13 protein-coding genes are annotated in these 22,021 nt (G+C 58.9%); all 13 read left to right on the top strand.

What is annotated here, in order from left to right; translation table 11 throughout:
- Positions 1-50 precede the first annotated feature (50 nt).
- The 13 genes from RO009_01925 (at position 51) to hcrB (ending at position 22,015) form a co-directional block, all read left to right on the top strand.
- Positions 51-854, top strand: a complete 804-nt coding sequence (locus RO009_01925; protein ID MDT3683785.1) for an ABC transporter ATP-binding protein — start codon at positions 51-53, stop codon at positions 852-854.
- A gap of 101 nt (positions 855-955) precedes the next feature.
- Positions 956-1,732 (top strand): enoyl-CoA hydratase/isomerase family protein, encoded by a 777-nt coding sequence (locus RO009_01920; protein ID MDT3683784.1) that lies wholly within the window; start codon positions 956-958, stop codon positions 1,730-1,732.
- Positions 1,733-2,155: 423 nt separating this feature from the next.
- Entirely contained in the window at positions 2,156-2,779 is a 624-nt protein-coding gene (locus RO009_01915) for a Crp/Fnr family transcriptional regulator (GenBank protein ID MDT3683783.1), read from the top strand.
- A gap of 365 nt (positions 2,780-3,144) precedes the next feature.
- Positions 3,145-5,523 carry a methyl-accepting chemotaxis protein gene (locus tag RO009_01910; protein MDT3683782.1) on the top strand — a complete coding sequence of 793 codons (2,379 nt, stop codon included), beginning with the start codon at positions 3,145-3,147 and terminating at the stop codon, positions 5,521-5,523.
- 170 nt (positions 5,524-5,693) lie between these two features.
- A complete protein-coding gene (locus tag RO009_01905) occupies positions 5,694-8,096 on the top strand; it encodes a methyl-accepting chemotaxis protein (GenBank protein MDT3683781.1) in 2,403 nt (800 codons plus the stop codon).
- Between the two features lie 112 nt (positions 8,097-8,208).
- A complete protein-coding gene (locus RO009_01900) occupies positions 8,209-11,475 on the top strand; it encodes an EAL domain-containing protein (GenBank protein MDT3683780.1) in 3,267 nt (1,088 codons plus the stop codon).
- Positions 11,476-12,301: 826 nt separating this feature from the next.
- Complete coding sequence (locus RO009_01895; protein ID MDT3683779.1) at positions 12,302-12,838, top strand: chemotaxis protein CheW; 537 nt, start codon at positions 12,302-12,304, stop codon at positions 12,836-12,838.
- A 106-nt stretch (positions 12,839-12,944) separates the two neighbouring features.
- Positions 12,945-14,891 carry a methyl-accepting chemotaxis protein gene (locus RO009_01890; GenBank protein MDT3683778.1) on the top strand — a complete coding sequence of 649 codons (1,947 nt, stop codon included), beginning with the start codon at positions 12,945-12,947 and terminating at the stop codon, positions 14,889-14,891.
- A gap of 159 nt (positions 14,892-15,050) precedes the next feature.
- Positions 15,051-16,183 (top strand): IS3 family transposase gene (locus RO009_01885; protein ID MDT3683777.1). Its coding sequence is split into 2 segments (ribosomal slippage): positions 15,051-15,312 and positions 15,312-16,183, totalling 1,134 coding nucleotides; the frame shifts between segments, so codons are not numbered across the junction.
- Positions 16,184-16,710: 527 nt separating this feature from the next.
- On the top strand, positions 16,711-19,413 hold the full coding sequence (locus RO009_01880; GenBank protein ID MDT3683776.1) for a bifunctional acetate--CoA ligase family protein/GNAT family N-acetyltransferase: 2,703 nt from the start codon (positions 16,711-16,713) through the stop codon (positions 19,411-19,413).
- A 348-nt stretch (positions 19,414-19,761) separates the two neighbouring features.
- A complete protein-coding gene (locus RO009_01875; protein MDT3683775.1) occupies positions 19,762-20,538 on the top strand; it encodes an enoyl-CoA hydratase in 777 nt (258 codons plus the stop codon).
- Positions 20,539-20,564: 26 nt separating this feature from the next.
- Positions 20,565-21,047: a 2Fe-2S iron-sulfur cluster-binding protein gene (locus RO009_01870; protein MDT3683774.1), complete on the top strand. Its 483-nt coding sequence runs from the start codon at positions 20,565-20,567 to the stop codon at positions 21,045-21,047.
- Positions 21,047-22,015: a 4-hydroxybenzoyl-CoA reductase subunit beta gene (gene hcrB / locus RO009_01865; protein MDT3683773.1), complete on the top strand. Its 969-nt coding sequence runs from the start codon at positions 21,047-21,049 to the stop codon at positions 22,013-22,015. Before RO009_01870 ends, hcrB begins: the two co-directional genes overlap by 1 nt.
- The last annotated feature ends 6 nt before the right edge of the window (positions 22,016-22,021 follow it).

Genomic DNA, 22,021 nt, shown 5'->3' with positions numbered 1-22,021 from the left:
CTGGGCGGCGCATGGCCGCCCAGCCGTTTCCCCGAACGGACGCATGTATAATGTCGGTTTCTGAGTCCATCCTCTCGGTCCGCAACATCGAGGTCGTCTACAACGACGTCGTGCTGGTGCTGCACGGCGTAAGCTTCGACGTGCCGGCCCAGGGAATCGTAGCCATGTTGGGGGCCAACGGCGCCGGTAAGTCAACTACCCTGAAAGCGATCTCCGGACTCTTGAAGGGTGAGGACGGCGAGGTCACGCGCGGCGATATCGTGTTCGCCGGAGAATCCATTCGCGGCATGGAGCCTGACCGCATCGTCAAGCGTGGCATCTTCCAGGTGATGGAAGGTCGCCGCATCATCGAGGATATGACGGTGGTCGAGAACCTGCGCATGGGCGCCTACAGCCGCCCTGGCCGGGCTCCGCGCGAAGACATCGAGATGGTGTTCGACTATTTCCCGCGTCTGAAGGAGCGTAATGCGCTCGCCGGTTATCTCTCCGGCGGCGAGCAGCAGATGTTGGCGATTGGCCGCGCATTGATGGCCAAGCCGAAACTCATTCTGTTGGACGAGCCGTCTATGGGCCTCGCCCCAAAGGTCGTGCAGGAAGTCTTTGCCATCATCGCGAAGATCAGCCGTGAGCAGAAAATCCCCATTCTGCTGGTTGAGCAGAACTCCAAGCTGGCGCTTCGGTACGCCGACTACGGCTACATCATGGAAGTGGGCAAGATCGTGCTGGAAGGCACAAGCGGGGAATTGCGCGACAACCAGGATGTGCGTGAATTCTATCTCGGCGTCGGCGACAATGAGCAGCGCCGCTCGTTCAAGAACCTGAAGACTTATAAGCGCCGCAAGCGCTGGCTGTGAGCCGCGTGCTCGTCCGCATGCCCTGATTTTCAGTGGCGTGTATTGGAGATCAAGTCGGAATTCGAGATAGGCATTTTGAATTAGACAAAGGCTGATGCCAGATGAGTGCTGTAGTTGCCTTCGCTATCGAAGATCATACCGGCGTGATTGAACTCAACCGTCCAGAAAAGTTCAATTGTCTTTCTGTCAAGGCTCATCAGGAAATTGATAAGGCCCGCGAGAAATTCGAAGCTGATCAAAATGTCCGCTCCATCTTGATTCGAGCGAGAGGCAAGCATTTCTGTACTGGTGCGGATCTTGATGAAGTCACCGAAGTTATCAAAGATCATGCCGCCTTGGATCATTTCATCGCTTTTGGAATGATCGTTCTGCAAAGGTTGGAGACAAGTCCTCTGCCAGTTGTCGCTGCGGTCCAGGGTTTGTGTCTTGCGGGCGGGATGGAATTGATGCTCGCCGCTGATGTGTGTTTTGCTGGTCAAAGTGCCCGCGTCGGAGATCAGCACGCACAGTTCGGATTGATCCCGGGTTGGGGCGGCAGTCAGAGATTGACGCGTCTTCTGGGCATGCGCCGCGCGCTGGATCTCATGTTCTCAGCACGCTGGCTCGACGCAACAGAAGCTCACGCCATGGGGTTGGTCAATTATATTACGCCGGATGAAATGCTTCACGAACAGGCGGCCGAGTATTGTCGAACGTTGGCTACTCGATCTCGTTCTGGGCTTGCTGAGATGAAGCGGCTTGCACGCCAAGGAATTGAATTGCCGTTGGCTCAATCCATGAGGCTCGAACGGGACGCCGTTGTGCGTCATTTGGAGAGCAACGATTCGGTGGAGGGATTGCAGGCATTTCGAGATTGTCGTCGACCAAACTTTACGTGATCCTGGCTGGGCAGCCCACGCTGCACATCTTGTGATCAGTGCTTCCGTCTTTTGTCGCGTGGATCTGCATCACGCTGAAAGCATCGTGCCCATGCCTTAAGCGAGGACAAGCATGCTAACGCAAGGTTGCACCCCAACGAGCATGCAGCCAAGAAATTTTGATAAACGAAACGGCTGTTCACTAACCCTGATCAATAACAGGGATCAATTTTCTCGCTCGACGCGCGCTGGTTTTGATCCACCGCAAATCCCATCCCGCAAAATTGACTTGAGAAAGTATTTCCGTTTCTTGGATGCTTTTAAGGAAACGCATGGATGTCGAGCAATTCTGGAATGAAGAGAAACTGGCCGTGTCCCGCGTGCCCTGTGCGCAATCTCGGTTTTTGCTGCGCCTTGCTGGGGCAGCATCCATCCGAACAATGTTTGAAGGAACAGCCTGCCTGGCAGGATTTCCGCGCGCTGCGCGGCGGAGAAAACATCGTCAGCCGCGGCACCGTCTCCGACTATGTCTATGTTCTGTGTGACGGCTGGGCATTTCGATATTACAGATTGCCCGACGGACGCCGGCAGATCCTGCAGGTATTGCTCGCGGGCGATATCTTTTCTGCCGTGACCGCCTTCGAAGAGAAGCTGCGTTTCTCGGTGCAGGCACTGACCGAGGTGCGCATCAGCCGGTTTCAGCGAGCGGTGGTGAAAACCAGGCTCGCGGCGGATTCGCAGCTTTCGGCCGCATTGACCAGAAGCTGCATCGAACAGGGTAGCGATGTGGACGAATTGGTCACGGTGCTTGGACAGCGCAGCGCGGAACAGCGGCTTGCCTATGTATTCCTGCATTTCATCAAGCGACTGCTGGCCCGCGTTCCGACGCTCGAGCAATTTCCCTTTCCGCTGCGGCAGCAGCATATAGCGGAGATGATCGGGCTCACCCCGGTACATGTGAGCCGGGTGATGAGCACCTTTCGCGAGCGTAAATTGATCGATCTGTCGGGAGGCGTCCTGACGGTGCTCGACCCCGATGAGCTCAAGCGCATCGGCTCCTTGCGATGACAACGTTCCGGTGAAAGCGCGCGCTGCCTCCATTCGTGTTTTGCAATTCAAAACGCTTGCAGCTGCGCGCTCAGCATTTGCTTAAAACATAACCCAAGTTAAGTTTGTAATTAATTATCATTTTACCTTGCTCTCCGTAGCCTCTGCGCATCCGACATTTTGAATGTCGGATGGACGGGTGCGGGGGTCGGTTCAGGCGCGCATTCGCCGCGCGCTGGGAGAAAGCATCATCGTCATGCCGTTTGCACGGGGAACCGGCGTGAGCCGGTTTCATGCACACGGAAGCGTTGCGGGTTTTCGAGCGGTCAACCCAGTCAAGATCAGCTGGGTTGCGCCTTCTAAACTGCGAAAGGGGATCGAAGCCGATGTCGATTTTTCATGGAGCACTATCTGCGAGTGGCGGAAGCTTTGTTGCAGACCGAAAGATCGGCACAAAGCTGGTTGCGGGATTTGCTGCCGTATGCGTCGTTCTCGGTATCGCCGTCGGTTATACCCTCTATGTGATCAGCGGGGTATCGCAGATTGTCGATCGCATGGTGACGTTGCGGGTGCCGGTGGCGCTTGAGAGCACCGAGATGGTCGGCAATATTTATTCGACGCTTGCCACCTTGCGCGGCTATCTGCTGACCGGCAATCCGCAGATCAAGAACGATCGCGCTGCCATGTGGAAGGAGCTCGAAGCGACGATCGCGGCTTTCGACAAGAAAGTCGAACAGTTCACCAATCCCGAAAACAAGCGCAAATGGGCGGAAGCAAAGGCGCTGATTGAGGAGTTTCGCGCCGCGCAGGCCCGGGCCGAGGCCATTGCTTTTACGCCCGATGCTTTCCCGGCCACCAAGATTCTGGTCACCGAGGCGGCGCCGCGCAACACGGCGATGTTCGTACAGATCAGCAAGATGATCGACGACGAGGAAAGCCTGCCGGCGACCGCCGACCGCAAACGCCTGCTGAAGACAATGGCAGATGTGCGGGGAAATCTTGCCGCCGCCACCGCCCAGCTGCGCATGTATCTGCTGTCCGGAGAGAAGAGCAACAAGGACGAATTCGCGCGGTTGTGGGGACATTTCGAGGCGGCGCGCGACACGCTCGGAGGGCAGACAGCTCTGCTGTCGCCCGGGCAAATGGCGGCATTCAGCGCATTCTCGCACGCCTATAAGGAATTCGCCCCACTGCCACAAAAGATGTTTGCCATCCGTGACTCGGCGCAATGGAACGTGCCCGTGCATCTTTTGACGACGGAAGCGGCGCCGCGCGCACTCAAGATTCTAGACCTGCTGGACGGTCCGAAGGGGGCCGACGGCACCCGCTCCGGCGGAATCAAGTCTAACCAGCAGCTGATGCTGAGCGCAGAGTCTGAAGCCGTGATTTCCGGCATGGCGTTCCTGCGTCTGGCGGAATGGACGCTGCTGGTCGCCGGCCTCCTGATCGCCGCGCTGATCGCCTGGCTGACCGCCAGAGCGATTGGTACGCCAATCAGGCGTCTGACGGCCGCCATGCGCGAGCTCGCAAGCGGCAATTTCGACGTCGTGCTGCCCGGCCTCGGCCGCAAGGACGAGATCGGTGACATCGCGGGCGCGGTGGGCGATTTCAAGCTCAAGCTGGAAGAGAAAATGCGGCTTGACGCCGAACGCGAGCAGGAAATTGCCCGCCGCGAACAGGCCGCGCGTGAAGAGCGGGCCCGGCAGGAGGCCGAGGCGGCGCAAATGGTGGCGAAGGTCGTTGCCTCGCTGGGGCACGGTCTGGAGAAGCTCGCCCGCGGCGATCTGACTTACCGCGTCACAGACGAGTTCGCTGCCGAATACGAGAAAGTGCGCAACGATTTCAACTCCGCCATCGCGCAGCTGCAGGAGACGGTCAGGAATATCTCACTGTCGTCGGCGGAAATCTCCAATGCCGCGGCGGAAATCTCCACCAGCACGACCGATCTGTCGCAGCGCACGGAAGAACAGGCGGCGAGTCTGGAGCAGACGTCGGCGTCGATGGAGGAGATTGCGGCGACGGTGAAGAAAAACGCCGAGAATGCGCAACATGCGAATCAGTTGACGCAGGGCACGCAGACGGTCGCCGCTCGCGGCGGCGAAGTGGTGGCGCAGGCGATCACCGCCATGGCTGCGATCGAAGAGTCGTCGCGGCAGATCTCCGACATCATCAGCGTCATTGACGAGATCGCGCGTCAGACCAACCTGCTGGCGCTGAACGCCGCGGTTGAGGCCGCGCGTGCGGGTGAAGCCGGCCGCGGCTTCGCGGTCGTCGCCTCGGAAGTGCGCAGCCTGGCGCAACGCTCTTCGCAGGCGGCCAAGGACATCACCGACCTGATCACCAGTTCGTCTGGCCAGGTGCGGAACGGCGTCGATCTGGTCAATAAGGCCGGCCAGTCGCTGCAGGAGATCGTGGGCTCGGTCCGGGACGTGGCAGCAATCGTCGCCGACATCGCACATGCCAGCACCGAGCAGGCTTCTGGCATCGACCAGATCAACAAGGCGCTGAGCCAGATGGACGAGGTAACGCAGCAGAACTCGGCGCTGGTCGAGGAGAACGCGGCGACCGCCAAGACCCTAGAAGACCAGCAGAGCGCCATGAATGAGCAGGTCGGATTTTTCCGCGTCGGCGATACTGCGGCGGCCGCAAGCAAAGCGCCTGTTGCATCGGGGGCCGTAGTCCGTCCTGTCGCCCGCACCGGCTCCGTGCTCCGCACCCATGGCGCGACCGCACTCGCGGTGAACCAGGAATGGGAGGAGTTCTGAAAGAGGGGACACGCTGCTTTCATGATGGGTGCCGGCTCCTTTGGTTGCGTCTCGTGAGTACATGATGGCGTCGAATTGCCTGCCAAATGCAGGCGCGGATCGGCGCAGGAATATGAGCTTATCGGAATGTTCGCCGCACCTGCGGGGGACAGCAATGAGGACTGAGCATCATGGCAATTGCGCGCGCTGCGACGGGTTTTCGTGGAGTGAGTCTGATCACTGACCGCAAGATCAGCACCAAGCTGATATCGGGCTTCGCCGCTCTCTGTCTCATTCTGGCGCTGGCCGTCGGATACACGATCTACGTGGTGGGCGGCGTGTCGCAGACRGTGGACCGCATGGYCAACCTACGGGCGCCMGTCGCGMTGGAAAGCAGCGAGATGGTCGGCAATCTCTATTCCACCCTYGCYACGCTGCGCGGCTATCTSCTGACCGGCAATCAACAGGGCAAGGCCGAYCGYGCTGCGATGTGGAAGGARCTGGATTCCTCRGCCCATGCATTYGGSCAGAAAGTGGAACAGTTCACGAATCCSGAGAACAAGCGCAAATGGGCCGAGGCCAAGAMCCTGCTGGAAGAATTCCGCKCKGCACAGGAGAAGGCCGAAGCGATTTCCGGCACCGCCGACGCGTTCCCGGCGACCAATCTTCTGGTAACGGAAGCGGCGCCGCGCGCCGCCACCATGTTCGTCGAGATCAGCAAGATGATCGATGAAGAGGACCGGCAGGAGGCGACGCCGGCCCGCAAGCGGCTGCTCAAGACGATGGCCGATGTGCGCGGCAATTTTGCCGCCGCCACCGCTCAGTTGCGCATGTTTATCGTGACCGGCGATGCGCCGGTGAAGGAGCAGTTCACGCAGATCTGGCAGGCTTTCGAGAAGCATCTCGCCGCGCTTGACGCTCAGAGGGCTTTTTTCACCGGGTCGCAAAAAACGTCGTTCGAGTCTTTCATGAAGGCGCATGGCGAGTTTGTCGCGCTTGCCGACAGGATGGTCGCCATCCGCGAATCGGCGGGATGGAACGCGCCGGTGCAGGTTCTGAATACGGAAGCGATTCCGCGCGTTGTGCGGATACTTGATCTTCTCGACGGCCCGAAGGGAGCCGACGGGACGCGCTCCGGCGGCATCAAGAGCAACCAGAAGATAATGCTCGCTGAGGAATCCGGTGCGGCGCTTTCCGGCATGGACGGCCTGGTGAAGACAGAATGGGTCCTGCTCGGGCTTGGCCTGCTGACGGCGGCACTGATCGCCTGGCTCACCGCGCGCTCGATCGCGACGCCGATCAAGCGGCTGACCGCAGGCATGCGGGAGCTTGCCGGCGGCAATTTCGACGTGGTGTTGCCCGGCGTCGGCCGCAAAGACGAGATCGGCGACATTGCTGGGGCGGTCGACGAGTTCAAGATCAGGCTGGAAGAGAAGATGCGTCTCGATGCGGAGAAGGAGCAGGAAATTGCCCGCCGCGAACAGGCGGAGCGGGACGAGCGCTCCCGCAAAGACGCCGAGATGGCGCGCATGGTCGCCAGGGTCGTGTCCGCGCTCGGCGACGGGCTGGAGAATCTGGCGCGCGGCAATCTGACCTACCGGCTCACAGAGGAGTTTGCAGCCGACTACAAGAAGGTGCAGGACGACTTCAACTCGGCGATCGGGCAGTTGCAGGAGACGGTCCGCAGCATCGCCACATCCTCGGCGGAAATCTCCAGCGCCGCCGCTGAAATCTCCACCAGCACCACTGACCTCTCCCAGCGCACCGAGGAGCAGGCGGCGAGCCTGGAACAGACCTCAGCTTCAATGGAGGAAATCGCGGCCACAGTAAAAAAGAATGCCGAGAATGCGCAGCATGCGAACCAGCTGACGCAGGGCACGCAGGCTATTGCCAATCGCGGCGGCGAAGTGGTGACGCAGGCGGTTACGGCCATGGCGCGCATTGAGGAATCCTCGCGGCAGATTGCCGATATCATTTCTGTCATCGACGAGATCGCGCGCCAGACCAACCTGCTGGCGCTAAACGCGGCGGTGGAAGCTGCACGCGCCGGCGAGGCGGGCCGCGGTTTTGCCGTCGTCGCGTCCGAAGTGCGCACACTGGCGCAACGCTCCTCGCAGGCGGCCAAGGATATCAAGGATCTAATCGTCAATTCTTCGGGCCAAGTGCAGGAGGGTGTCGAGCTCGTTAACAAGGCGGGTGCTTCGCTGCAGGAAATCGTGGAATCGATCAGGAACGTCGCCGCGATCGTTGCCGACATTGCCAATGCCAGCATGGAACAGGCCTCAGGCATTGAACAGATCAACAAGGCGCTGGGCCAGATGGACGAGGTCACCCAGCAGAACTCGGCACTGGTCGAGGAGAACGCCGCCACCGCAAAAACGCTCGAGAACCAGCAATCGGCCATGAACGAGCAAGTGCGCTATTTCAAGTTTGCTGACGACGTCGGCCATCGGAAGGCTCACTCGCCTGTCCGCAACAGGCTTTCAACCAGCGCTGCAGCGGGCGACATACCTGGTCGCGATGTCGGGAGCGGACGCAATCCGGTCGGTCTCGTGCACGGAGCCCTGGCACTCGCGGCAGACCAGGAATTCTGACAGTACGACTGATGATATCGGAGGCGACGGCGCCGATGCTGTCGCCTCCATTGTTGCATAGATTACCGCTAACACCTCACTCGGCCACAGGGGCCGTTTCCTGCTCAGGCAATTGTTTCCGGCGCTGATGCAGATTGAAATAGCAGCGAAAATGCCACACCATTCCAAGCCAAGCGCCCGGCTTGTGTTCATTCGTGCGTTGGCCTGGCTTGCCGCCGGCATTGTGACGGTGAAACTGTTGCAAGCGCCACTCACGCACTGGGCCGGCACCGAAGCGTTTTATGGGACCGAAACGCTTATCGACAACGTCCTGACGCCGATCGCCGTTGCAGCAGTATCTGCGTTGACGGTCTGGCTCAGTCTCGAATCCCACACCTTGGTCAAGCGCCGCTACGCATTCATTGCCGGCCTCATTGCAGGATGCGTTGTCGCCGCATGGGAACTGATCCTGCAACAATCGGTCGATGCGCTAAACGTCACGCTTGGCACGACGAGCAGCTTCGCCTTCTCGATCCTGTCGCTCTGTGGCGCCGCAATTCCGCCTGTCGGCTGGATGCTGTGGCTGGCCTTGAATGCAGAACAAGAGCTGGCGATGCCTGACCAGGCGCATGGCGCCGTCGAATCAGAGTTCCGTCCGCATGTGCTGGTACTGGCTGGAATGGCGGCATTGCTCGGCTTTTTTGCCGTCGCCGGCCTGACAGCAACGCTGATCTGGTCGCAGGAACGATCAAAGATCGAGCGCAACGCGGACCTGATCAATCTGTCAGGTCGGCAACGGATGCTCAGCCAGCAGATAGCGCGCTACGCCGCGCTGATCGAACGCCAGCCGCATGATTATATCGAGGGGATGGAAAGCGTCCTGTCTCACATGAGACTCGATGCCGCGCGGCTGGACGCACTGATTTCTTCGCTGCCCGCAGTCGGAAAGGTCGATTCGGAGCCCATGGCGCAGACCCTGCGTGCCATGAGCAATGTGCGGCGTGCTCTCTGGCGAGCGTCGGAACAATATCTGGCCCAGATCGCCGGCCGGGATGCGCTGCAGAGTTCGGACGCTCACCGGGTCCAGTCGATCGCCGACGAATTAACGGATGTCATGGAGCGTGTCGTATCCATCTTGGGCGCGAGCGCCAACAAGCACATGCTGGAGACGACTCAGAAAGTCACACGGTTCGGCATTCTCCTCATCATCATGCTTGTAATCGGGACGCTGAATATTGTGCTGCCAGTCGCCTGGGTCGTGTATCATCAGCATCGGCGCCTGGACGCCCACGCGCGGACGCTGGTCGCAACGCGTGAAGAAGCGCAACGCACGCTCAGCCAGCTTCTCGCCTATGAGGCTGCTCTGTCAAAGAAAGCCATCATCTCCGTAACTGACCTCCGCGGCAAGATTCTGAAGGTCAACGACATGTTTTGCGAGGTCAGTGGGTACAGCCGCGACGAGTTGATCGGCCAGAACCATCGTATCATAAACTCAGGACATCATCCGCCGGAGTTCTTCCGAGAAATGTGGCGCACCATCAGAAGCGGAGAATTGTGGACTAGTGATGTATGTAACCGCGCCAAAGACGGAACGCTATATTGGGTTGATACGACCATCGTTCCGATATTGGATAGACATGACCGGATCAATCAGTATCTGTCCGTCCGCTACGACATCACAGCGCGCAGGTATGAGCGGGAGGCGCTGAGAGAGAGCGAGATACATTTGAAGCGGGCGCAGGCGGTCGCGAAGGTGGGGAGTTGGAGCCTGGACCTCACCACAAGCCGGCTGCGCTGGTCGGATGAGACCTACCGGATATTCGGTCTGCCAGTGGGTACGCCGCTCAATTATGACCTATTCCTGGCGCAAGTGCATCCTGACGATCGAGATCGTGTTGACCACGCCTGGCAACAGGCGCTGAAGGGGAAGGACTATAATGTCGAGCACCGGGTCACTGTCGATGGTGAGCTCCGGTATGTGCGCGAGAAGGCTGATATTGAATTTGACCAGAATGGACGAGCATTACGCGCCGTTGGAACGGTGCACGACATTACAGAGCAAAAGTCCGCCGAACTCAGGCTGCTCTGGCAAGCCCAATATGACACGCTGACCGAGCTGCCGAACCGAAGATTGTTCCAGGACCGGCTTGAGCACTCGCTGAATGGCAGAATGCGGGATGGCAGGACCGGCGCAGTCCTGATGGTGGATCTCGATCACTTCAAGAATGTGAACGATAGCCTGGGTCACAAGGCCGGCGACGATATCCTCATTGCCGCCGCCCAAAGGCTCAAGGAGTGCGTTAGGCATGAGGATACGGTCGCACGTTTCGGCGGAGATGAGTTTCTCGTGCTGCTGGACGATATTGGGCCTGAACACGCAAGTCTCGTAGCGGAAAAGATCCAGAAAGCGCTTGTGCGGCCGTTTGAGGTGGAGCAGCGCGAGCTGCATCTTGGGAGCAGCATCGGAATTTGCATATTCCCGAGCGACGGCAAAACGGTTGATGAAATTCTCCTATTTGCTGATGCGGCAATGTATGCGGCCAAGCATGCGGGCCGGAAAGCGGTATGCTTCTATTCGTCCGCCATCAATGAGAAGCTGCAGGAAAAGGTTTCTCTTGTTGAGGAATTGCATACCGCGCTGGTTGAGAACCAGCTCGGACTAGTGTTTCAGCCGATCATCGATCTCAGATCGAACGTGCTTGGGAAATGTGAGGCGCTCATAAGGTGGCATCATCCCAGCAAAGGGGTGCTCAATCCCGGACAATTCATTCCAGTCGCAGAAACCTACGGCCTCATGCCCGAAATCGAGGCGCTGGTTATTGAGAATGTTATTCTCCAGTCGGAGCGGTGGAAAAGCGATGGCATTCAGATGCAGATTTCCATCAACATTTCAGCCGAGTACCTGAGATCCGAGCAGCAGACCGAGGACCTCATAGCTGTCCTGCAAAACAATATAGACACTAAATTTACATTGGAAATTACGGAATCGCATCTGATGCACGACGAAGGCGACCAATTCGCTCGTGTCGCTCGTCTCGTAGAAGCTGGAGCGGAGATCGCGATCGACGATTTCGGAACGGGATATTCCTCACTAAGCTATCTAACGCGACTTCCTGCGAAATATCTCAAGATCGACAGATCGTTCATTATAAATCTCGAATCGCCCCTCCAGCAGAAGCTGGTGCGATCGGTAATCGGCATTGCCCATGATGTGGGAATGCGTGTTGTTGCAGAAGGAGTGGAAACAAAAGATCAATTGGATTTGCTGCTTGAATACGAATGCGATTATGCTCAGGGTTATCTTTTTGCAAAACCGCTTCCCGCAGCAGACTTCTCTCAGTATTTCAGATCATTCGCGAGCAACTTGTTCTTTGAACGATCAGCAAAAAAACTGGCCTAAGTGCGGATATGCAGGATGTTTAAAGTTCTGAACGACGTATGGCTCATTTATGCAGGAATTCGCTTAAAAATCGCCGCCTAGTCTAATGTGCCCGGAATCGACTGGACAACTGTCTGTACCGACACAAGCTTAACCAGGCTATTTGAGGCAATGGAATCGTCTAAGCTGCGGCGATGATTGCCCCAATGCGCTTTTTACCCGGTATGACATTGACCAGGGCAGCCAATACGTCAGTAAGGGTTCCAGCGTTTTAATGGCGACTAAGGTATCCTTTCCTTAATGAGCGGGCTCGGCCCAGTGTCTGGGACAATGCCGTCACGGTCGGGGGACTTATGGGCTGCGCATGCAGACGCCAACATGATTCTCAACGCAATCGCGACACTCTGCTCCTCCATTCTCGTATCGACAGCGCTTCCAACCGTCGTACCGCACAGCACTTCAAATCTGTTTCTTTCATGATGTCTATCGAGAAACATGAACTCATTTATGCTGAACGCACCGCTTAGCTATCGATCGTTGTTCACACATGCGGTGCGACAGACGCTCAATTATTGAAATCTGACGGTGAGTTGAAAGATCTTGATAGGTACCGATCACGCGAGAAAGGTTAGTTGCGTCCTGCGCGAGGTCATAGCAGGCATGCATTCGCGGATGCATATTTTACCATCTCTAAACGCAAATCGAATTTGACTTGTCACCGTTCCTGACGGCGTTGGGTGACGAGCAGCATCCCAAATCTCGACGGAAATGAGCCTGCCTGTTTTCGGCTGGCTCCGAGACGACAAATTGTCTTTGCCGTCAGGCGAAGCGCCACCGGGGAGCAGTCATGACACCGCACACCACAAATAGGGCCGATCATGCGCGGGCGAATTCCGCTGATTCTGACAGCGACGAGGTTGATGATCAGCTGTTGGACCGAACGCAGTTCATCAGTTTTGCGATCGGGCCCGACCAATATGGCGTCGACATCATGGTTGTGCGAGAAATCAAGGGCTGGTCCGAAATCACGCATCTGCCCAAACAGCCGGATTATGTGCGCGGCGTGCTCAATTTGCGCGGGGTAATGGTGCCGATCATCGATCTGCGGTGCCGTTTCGGTCAGGGCATGACCGAAACGACAGAAGTGCACATCGTCATTATTGTGCAGATTGGTGCGCGCCAAGTCGGGCTTCTCGGCGACCGGGTACTCGACATTATTTCGATTGATCCGGCGCAAATTCAGCCCGTGCCGCGGGTGGCGCAGACCCCACGCATCGACTCTCTGGCCGGCCTCGTAACCATTGAAAGCGGCACGATCGCCCTGATCGATGTGCCACATCTGCTCTCGCACCAATGCGATGACGCAATGACGGTTGCGGCATAGCCCTCAGCAAATTTGTAGGGGCTCCGTTTGGCCCAGTGCGGCAAACGGGAATAGCAAGCGTGAAACGCGCTTCTGGCAAAATCCATCAAGCCTCCGGAGAATGGAAATGAGTTTCCTGGATAATCTTAAAATCTCGGTCAAAATTCTCACCCTGATAGCGCTATTAGGTATTGTGACAGCATTTCTTGTGATTCAGAGCAGCCGGGAAATGGTGCAGATCAATGACGCCTATCATGGAATGCTCGATGGGCCTGCACGCGCGCGGGTTGAATTCGCTAGGGGCCTACGTCGCGTTATTGACCTGGCTCACGCAAGCTACCAGACGCTGGCGTATGATGCCAACTCTTCTGAAGCGAAAGGCGCTATCGCGTTGATTGACACCGCTTACAAGCGGGGCACTGCAAATCTCGACCTTGCAATTAAATTTCACCCGCAAAGCAAGGCGGATTACGAGAAGTTCAAGCGCGCTTTTGGGGAATTGCACCAACAGGCCAAAAATGCGTCCGAACTCAGCTTGAAGAATCAAAGCGAGGCTGCGCGTGCAGCGGTTGCTGCACTGGATAAACGCATCAACGCACTGTCCGACGAAATGATGGCCTTTAGCAATGCGCTGAGAGGCCAGATGGACGCGAATATGAATGTGCAGGCGGCGTCAGCTAGTGCCGCAGTGAAGTGGAATTACATTATCGGATTCTCCGCGCTTGCGATCTGTCTCGCGCTTGGCCTCTGGATCGCAATGTTCAAGATTTCAAAGCCGCTCAGCCGAATGGCAGAACGCATGGGCACTTTGGCCAACGGCAATCTCGATGTCGAGATTGAGGGACAGATGCGCCGCGACGAAGTTGGCGTCATGGCCAAGGCCGTGCAGGTATTTAAAGACAATGCCCTGGCTTTGAAGGCTGCGGAAGTGGAGGCGCAGGAGCAGCGTCGTATTGCCGAGGAAGAGCGTGCGCGTAACGAGGCCGCGCGGGCCGAAGCGGCGCGTCAAGTGCAGAAGGTGGTGGTGGGCCTGGGGGCTGGTCTTGAGCGACTGGCGCAGGGCGACCTGACTTATCGCGTCACCGATGAATTCTCCGACGAATACAAGAAGATCCAGGAGGATTTCAACGCCGCAATAGGCCAGTTGCAAGACACCATCAAGGATATCGCATTTTCAAACTCGGAAGTATCGAGTGCAGCGGCAGAAATTTCGACGAGCACGACCGATCTTTCGCAGCGAACCGAGGAGCAGGCTGCTAGCCTAGAGCAGACCTCCGCCTCAATGGAGGAGATGGCGGCCACGGTGAAGAAGAACGCCGAGAATGCCCAGCATGCTAACCAGCTCACACAGGGTACGCAGGAGGTCGCGAATCGTGGCGGTGCGGTCGTGGCCCAAGCGGTAACTGCGATGGCAGCAATCGAGCAATCCTCGCGTAAAATATCGGACATCATTTCAGTGATTGATGAAATCGCACGGCAAACCAATCTACTGGCGCTTAATGCGGCGGTGGAGGCGGCCCGTGCCGGTGAAGCCGGCCGCGGCTTTGCGGTCGTTGCCTCTGAGGTGCGCACCCTGGCGCAGCGGTCCTCGCAGGCGGCCAAAGACATCACCGAGCTGATCACTGATTCGTCGGGCCAGGTCCGGGAAGGGGTCGATCTGGTGAACAAGGCAGGCCAGTCGCTGACCGAGATTGTGGCTTCGATCAAGGACGTAGCAGCGATAGTCGCTGATATTGCAAATGCCAGCGCCGAGCAGGCCTCCGGCATTGACCAGATCAACAAGGCATTGAGCCAGATGGATGAGGTAACGCAGCAGAACTCGGCGCTAGTCGAGGAAAATGCGGCAACGGCGAAAACCTTGGAGGATCAGCAAACAGCAATGAACCAGCGGGTCGGCTATTTCCGCTTCGACAGGGACGGCGGATCGATAAAGAATCCGACTGCAAACAAGGGCCCCGCGACCCAACGCCCGGTGCCAGCAGCAGCTCATGCCGCTCGTCGAGGCCCGGTCGGGCGCATTCAATCCAACCTCGCAACCGCCCTCAAGGCGGAGACCGAGTGGGAAGAGTTTTAAGGTCTGAATTTTGATGAATGCAGGCGGCGGTTCGGAAAATGCGAGCCACCGCCTGCGACGCCACCGTCGGAATGATAACTGACCTGCCTCCCGTTTTCTGGACTGCGCTAAGCTGGAAAATTCCAGTTTTGCGGCAACGGCCGGAGGACGGAGCGAACCATGAAGAGATCGAAGTTTTCGGAGGCGCAGATTGCCTTCGTGCTGAAGCAGGCGGAGGACGGCACCGCGATCGGCGAAGTCTGCCGGAAGGCAGGGATCTCCGAAGCCACGTTCTACAACTGGCGTAAGAAGTATGCCGGTCTGATGCCCTCGGAGATGAAGCGCCTGCGTCAGCTCGAGGATGAGAACGGCAAGCTCAAGAAGCTGGTCGCCGACCTGTCGCTTGATCGCGCCATGCTGCAGGATGTTCTTCGCCGCAAACTATGAAGCCTGCCCGGCGTCGGCAGTTGGTCGATCATGCGCGATCGACCTGGAAGGTCTCGATCCGTCGCGCCTGTTCAGTCCTGGTGACGGAGCCCTCGACCTACCACTACAAGAGCCGCCGCGCTGGGCAGGCGCCCCTTTGCCACCGGATGAAGGAGATCGCCGCAACACGGGTGCGCTACGGCTACCGGCGGATTCATGTGCTGCTGCGGCGTGAGGGCTGGCCGGTGAACGCCAAGCGCGTCTATCGGCTGTATCGCGAGATGGGCCTGCAATTGCGCAACAAAACGCCCAGGCGCCGGGTCAAGGCCAGGCTGCGAGACGACCGTAAGCCAGCGACCCGCTCGAACGAGATCTGGGCGATGGACTTCGTGCACGATCAACTCGCCACCGGCCGCAAGTTGCGCGTGCTCACCATCGTGGACACGTTCTCCCGGTTTTCGCCGGCGACGGAAGTGCGCTTCAACTTYCGCGGTGCCGATGTTGTCGAGGTGCTTGAACGTGTCGGCCGCCAGCTTGGCTATCCAAAGGCCATCCGGGTCGACCAGGGCAGCGAGTTCGTCTCGCGCGATCTCGATCTCTGGGCCTACCAGCGTGACGTCACGCTCGACTTCTCCCGGCCAGGCAAGCCCACCGACAACGCATTCATCGAGTCGTTCAACGGCAAGTTCCGGAGCGAGTGTCTGAACGCACACTGGTTCATGAGCCTCGACGATGCGCAGCGAAAATGCGAGGCTTGGCGTAGACACTACAACGAGGAGCGACCACACAGCGCGATCGGCAACCGACCGCCGATCGACGTGCTGAATCGATCAGCGGCGCACGGCCCGCCACTGGTCGAACAGGCTGGAAATTCCCCAGCCGCGTGATCCAAAGACGGGGTGCAGCTCATAACCCCGGAAAATTCCAGCACCGGCTGGCCTAATAACCGGGGGCGCTTCAAGTAACCGCCCAGACTCTGGATGCTACCGGATAAAATTTGGGGGCAACGTCAATCTCAATTTGCTCCTGCAAGGCCTTCGTAAAAAGCTGCCAGGCCAGCGGCGGCACTCGACCTGCTTGCGCGATGTGACGACAACCTCTCGGGGTATTAGGATTTGCGATGCGCTGAAGACTGAAGCTATTTTTGACAGCGGCCTGCTTTACAGCAATCACTGGGAGGATTGTGGCCACTTGCTGGCGCGCACTAGGTCGAGCGTGGCCCTATATGCCATTTCGATTTCCGGTTTACCGCAACATCACGTTTGAGCCGCCTTGCCCAGGAGCGAGACGCGCCTAGACGACTTCGAAGACACCATCTCGGCCTGGAGCGGGAGGCACTTGACTCTAACCCGCTCCAATAGCCAGAAAGTAACATTAACACAAATCGCCACCGTGTTGGGGAAAGCGAGATTGCATGGGCGCCCGCGCGCTCGAATACCTCTTTGAGCCCCGGTCCATAGCTGTCATCGGTGCCTCGAATACGCCGCACCGGATCGGCAGGGTGATCATGCGTAATCTTTTGGGGGGAGGGTTTTCCGGCCCGATCATGCCCGTCAACCCGAGACACCGAGCTGTAGGCGGCGTGCTCACTTATCCCGATGTTGTCAGCCTACCCGAAACTCCAGATCTGGCGGTCGTGGCAACACCTCCAAATTCTGTGCCGCGTTTGATAGCCGAACTGGGCGCCCGTGGCGCGCGCGCCGCAATTGTCATGACCGGTGAGCCGAAAGGACATCCCGACACCACCCAGCGGATCCTTGGCCAGGCAATCCTGAAAGCTGCGGCGCCATATGGTCTGCGTGTCCTTGGAACGGGTAGTCTAGGAATGCTGGTGCCGCGCATCGGCCTCAATGCTAGCGTTTCTCATATCCAAGCTACTCCCGGGAAGATCGCTTTTGTTTCTCAGTCGGGAGCGCTGTGCACGGCCGTCCTTGATTGGGCGCGGCCCAAGGGTATCGGCTTTTCGCATTTTATTTCGTTGGGCGACTGCACCGACATTGATTTCGGCGATGTGCTTGACATCCTAGGCGCGGATCCGGAGGTGAGGGCGATTTTGCTTTATATCGAAACCTTCCGCGAGCGGCGCAATTTCGTAGCTGCCGCCCGGGCCGCGGCTCGCGACAAGCCGGTGCTGGTGATCAAGGCAGCACAGATGGCGGTGCGCGGGCGTCAGATCGAGGCGATTCGACGCGCGGGTCTTACGGAAGCAATGGTCAAACCCGACGAAGTCCATGACGCCGTTATCCGTCGTGCCGGTATGCTGCGGGTCGGCGATATCGACGAGTTGTTCGCGGCAGTGGAGACTTTGGCGCGCGTGCGTCCGATACACGGCGACCGCATTGCCATTGTCGCCAATGGTGGCGGATTGGGTGCCATGGCAGCGAATGCGCTGCGCGAAAGCGATGGCCAGCCGTGTCTGTTATCCGAGGAAACGCAGCGGCGGCTCGATGCGGTCGTCGGGGAGAATTGGTCGCGCACGAACCCCATCGACATTGCCGTGGGCAGCAAACCCGAGCATTACGCCGGAGCGCTCAAGGTGCTGATCGAGGACGAGAACATCGACACCGTGCTGGTCGCGCACGCACCGAACGCCATCGCTTCCTCAGACGCCGCCGCAGGCGCGGTAATCGACACGGTCCGCCGCCATGGTGGACTGGTGCTGACCTCTTGGGTGGGCGGAGAGACCGTGACGCCGGCACGGCGGATGTTCGCCGAAGCCGGATTGCCCACCTATGACACTCCGCGCCAGGCGGTGTGTGCCTTCATGCATATGGTCCATTATAACCGCAACCAGGAAATGCTGCTGCAGACTCCGCCCTCGACGCCGGTCGAGTTCGCGCCGCGAGTCGAAGAGGCCCAGGCGAAGGTTGCTCGCGCATTAGCCGAAACCAACGGTGTCCTGTCCGGGCCGGCGGCCAAGGCGGTTCTGGCTGCGTATGATGTGCCGGTGGCAAACAGCGGGTTCGCTCGCACCCCGGAAGAAGCGGGCACTCTGGCGGCGGAGTTCGGCTTTCCCGCCGCGCTCAGCATCATGTCTCCTGATGTACCGCATAAATGGGAGGTCGGCGGGGTGGCACTGCATCTTGGCAGCGCCGACGCCGTCATCAGCTCGGCGCGTCTGATGCTCCGGCAGGTTAGTCAGGAGATCGCCGGTGCCCGCATCGATGGCTTCGCGGTACAACGCATGACCTTTCGTCCGCACGCACGCCAGCTGATGATCGGTATGTCGACAGACTCGTTGTTCGGTCCGGTCATCGTCTTCGGCGACGGTGGGCGCTCTGCCGACGTTGTTCGCGACCATGCAATCGGGCTGCCGCCACTTAACCTGCCGCTTGCTGCCGACCTTGTGTCGCGAACGCGGGTCGCGCGCCTGCTCGACGCTCACCACGGGCGTCCGGCGGCCGATCGTAGCGCGCTCTATCTGACCTTGGTCAAAATCTCTCAGCTCGTCGTCGATATCCCCGAGATCACGGCAATCGATATCAACCCGATTTTTGTCGATGAGGAGGGCGTGCTGGTCATCGATGTCGATATTCGAGCGGATGTGCCATCCGGCATCGGCCACCAGCGACTTTCCATCCAGCCCTATCCCAAGTGGTTGGAGGAGCGAGCCAACATGCGCGATGGCCGGATTATTCTTCTCCGACCCATTCGCCCGGAGGATGAAACCCTGCAGCAGACATTAATGTCACGCATGAGCCATGAGGATATCTATTTCCGCTTCTTTCGCCACATGCGCAAATTTGGGCACCTGGAAATGGCCCGCCTTACGCAGATTGACTATGATCGTGAGATGGCCTTCATTGCGGTCGCCGCAGGCCCCGACGGAAATCCGGAAAGCTTGGGTGTTGTCCGCACTGTCACGGACACTGATAATGATTCGGCCGAATTTTCTGTGCTGGTACGGTCCGATCTCAAGGGCCAGGGCCTGGGCACGCTTCTGATGCGAAAAATGATCCGCTATTGTCGTGAACGCGGCACCATGAAGATGGTTGGTCGGGTTCTGATGGCAAATGCCGATATGCTACGCTTGGCAAGGAAGCTTTCCTTTGCGATCCGCTACGCATCAGATGACGAGATTGTCGATGTTAGCCTGTCTCTTAATGAAGACCGGTAGGGGCCGACACGCGCCTCCCGGTGCAACCGGGCTGCCCCATGTCGCGGAGAAGATTTGTAGCCAGCATTGAACGCTCCCGGCCGCGTTGCTCATTCTTAGGCGCGCGCCGCGGCACTGATCGGACTGTCCAAGGGGTTTGCAACGGCGCAGGCCGTTGCGCCGATCTTGATTGCTCCGTGTCTGGATCTTGAGGCCTCCAAACATCCTGGGTGAATTTGGTCGGCGCACCACGACTGTGGACCGACGTTGACAGTAATGGCCCATCTCGTATAATAAAAACGTTCGATCGTTTTTTAAGATGATCAGCCGAGACGAATTTGCCTCGTCCCGGCGGGGAGGAGCAAGCGCGTGGCCTATCAGAACATCATCGTCGAGAAGCGGGGCCAGGTCGGCATCATAAGGCTCAATCGCCCCGAGGCACTCAACGCTCTCAACAACCAGCTGATGGAAGAACTCACCGAAGCCATCGACGGGCTCGAATCGGATGACGAAGTCGGCGCGCTGATCATCACCGGCAACGAGAAAGCCTTCGCAGCGGGAGCCGACATCAAGGACATGAAGGACATGTCCTTCATGCAGGCCTATATGAGCGATTTTGTGACCCAGGGCTGGGAGCGCGTGACTCGTTGCCGCAAGCCGGTCCTGGCAGCGGTGGCGGGCTATGCTCTGGGTGGCGGCTGCGAATTGGCGATGATGTGCGACTTCATTCTTGCTGCAGACAATGCGAAGTTCGGGCAGCCTGAAGCTGCCATTGGGGCCTTGCCGGGCGCGGGCGGCACGCAGCGCCTCACCCGCGCTGTCGGCAAGTCCAAGGCTATGGAGATGTGCCTGACCGGTCGCATGATGAATGCCGATGAAGCGGAGCGGATCGGCCTCGTCAGTCGCGTACTTCCGGTCGCTGAGCTGATGGACGAGGCGGTAAGGACAGCGGAAGGCGTGGCAAGGCTGTCGCGGCCGGCTCTTTATATGATTAAGGAATCGGTCAACCGGGCGTTTGAGACGACTCTGAGAGAGGGCATCTTGTTCGAGCGCCGCATGTTTCACGCCATGTTCGCAACCGATGATATCAAGGAAGGCATGAATGCCTTTGCCGAGAAGCGGCGGCCGAATTTCGTTCATCGCTAGTCAGGGCGCGTAGGGCTGACCGACTCATGAAATCCATCCTTCGTTTGACCGTAAACGGTAAACTGCGCGAGGATGCAGTCGACGAGACTGAGCTTCTGCTGGATTACCTTCGCGGACAGGTCGGACTGTCCGGCACCAAGCAGGGCTGCGATGGCGGCGAGTGCGGCGCATGCACGGTGCTAGTGGACGGAAGGCCGCGGCTCTCGTGTTTGACCTTGAGCCACAGCGTTGCCGGGCTCAGCATTGAGACCATCGAGGGTCAGGTCCGGCGCGGCGGCGAACTGTCGCCGTTGCAGCGGGCGTTTCACGAGAAGCTGGGCACCCAGTGCGGCTACTGCACGCCGGGCATGATTATGGCCGCCGAGGGATTGCTCAGGCGCAATCCTCATGCGGACGATGACAGCATCCGCCAAGCCCTAGCAGGCAATATCTGCCGCTGCACTGGATATGTGAAGATCATCGAGGCAGTGCGCGCCGCCGCCGGGACCAGCGGCAAGAAGGCCACCTAATGAAGAATCCAGCCGAATTTCGATTGATGCGGCCTGCAACCATCGGCGACGCCATCCAAGCCTTCATTCAAAACGACGATGCCCTCTATCTGGCCGGCGGAACTGACCTCATTGCCAATATACGTCGCGGCATCAAGCGGCCGCGGGCCCTCATCGAGCTCAACACCATCCGCGAGATGCGGGGGATCGAACGGGTCGACGGTGGTCTGCGCATCGGCGCCAACACGACGCTCGCAGAGCTCGTCGCCAGTTCTGACCTCGTCGGCGCGCATGCCGTGTTGGCCAGGGCGGCCAGCCTCGTGGCCGGTCCGACCCATCGCGAGGTGGCGACGCTAGGGGGCAACCTGTCCTTGGACACCCGTTGCGTCTATTACAATCAAAGCGAGTGGTGGCGCTCCGCCAACGACTACTGTCTGAAGAGCGGCGGCGAGGTCTGCCACGTCGCACCCAACACGAGACAATGCTTCGCTTGTTATTCCGGCGACATTGCCCCCGCCGCCTTGGTGTTGGGTGCAAAGGTTGGGCTTGCCGGGCCCGAAGGCGCGCGGACGATCCCGCTCCAGGACCTGTATCGGGAGGATGGCGCCGATCACCTGTCGCTCCGTCGCGGCGAGATCGTGACGGACGTGTTCGTTCCCGTCGCGCCGAGCCTGCGGACCGGATACGAGAAGGTGCGCGTGCGCGGAGCGGTGGATTTCCCTCTGGCCGGCGTGGCTGTCGCGCTGCACCGTGATGCAGACAAGCTGAGCGGCTTGTCCATCGCCTTCACCGGCACCAACAGCCGGCCGCTGCTGGTTGAGGGGACAGCCGCGCTGACGGGCACGCACTTGGACGCCGTGGCGTTGGGCAAACTCGTGGCCAGGCAGATAAAGCCCATGCGCTCGACCTCCATCTCCTACCTGTATCGGCGGAAGGTGGCCTCGAACGTTGCGCGGACGCTGGCGCTCCGATTGTGGACGGGGGATTAGAGCGGA

It is taken from the genome of Pseudorhodoplanes sp. (genome assembly GCA_032027085.1).
In the GTDB taxonomy this organism is placed as follows: Bacteria; Pseudomonadota; Alphaproteobacteria; order Rhizobiales; family Xanthobacteraceae; genus Pseudorhodoplanes.
This window is presented reverse-complemented; position numbering and strand designations above follow the sequence as displayed.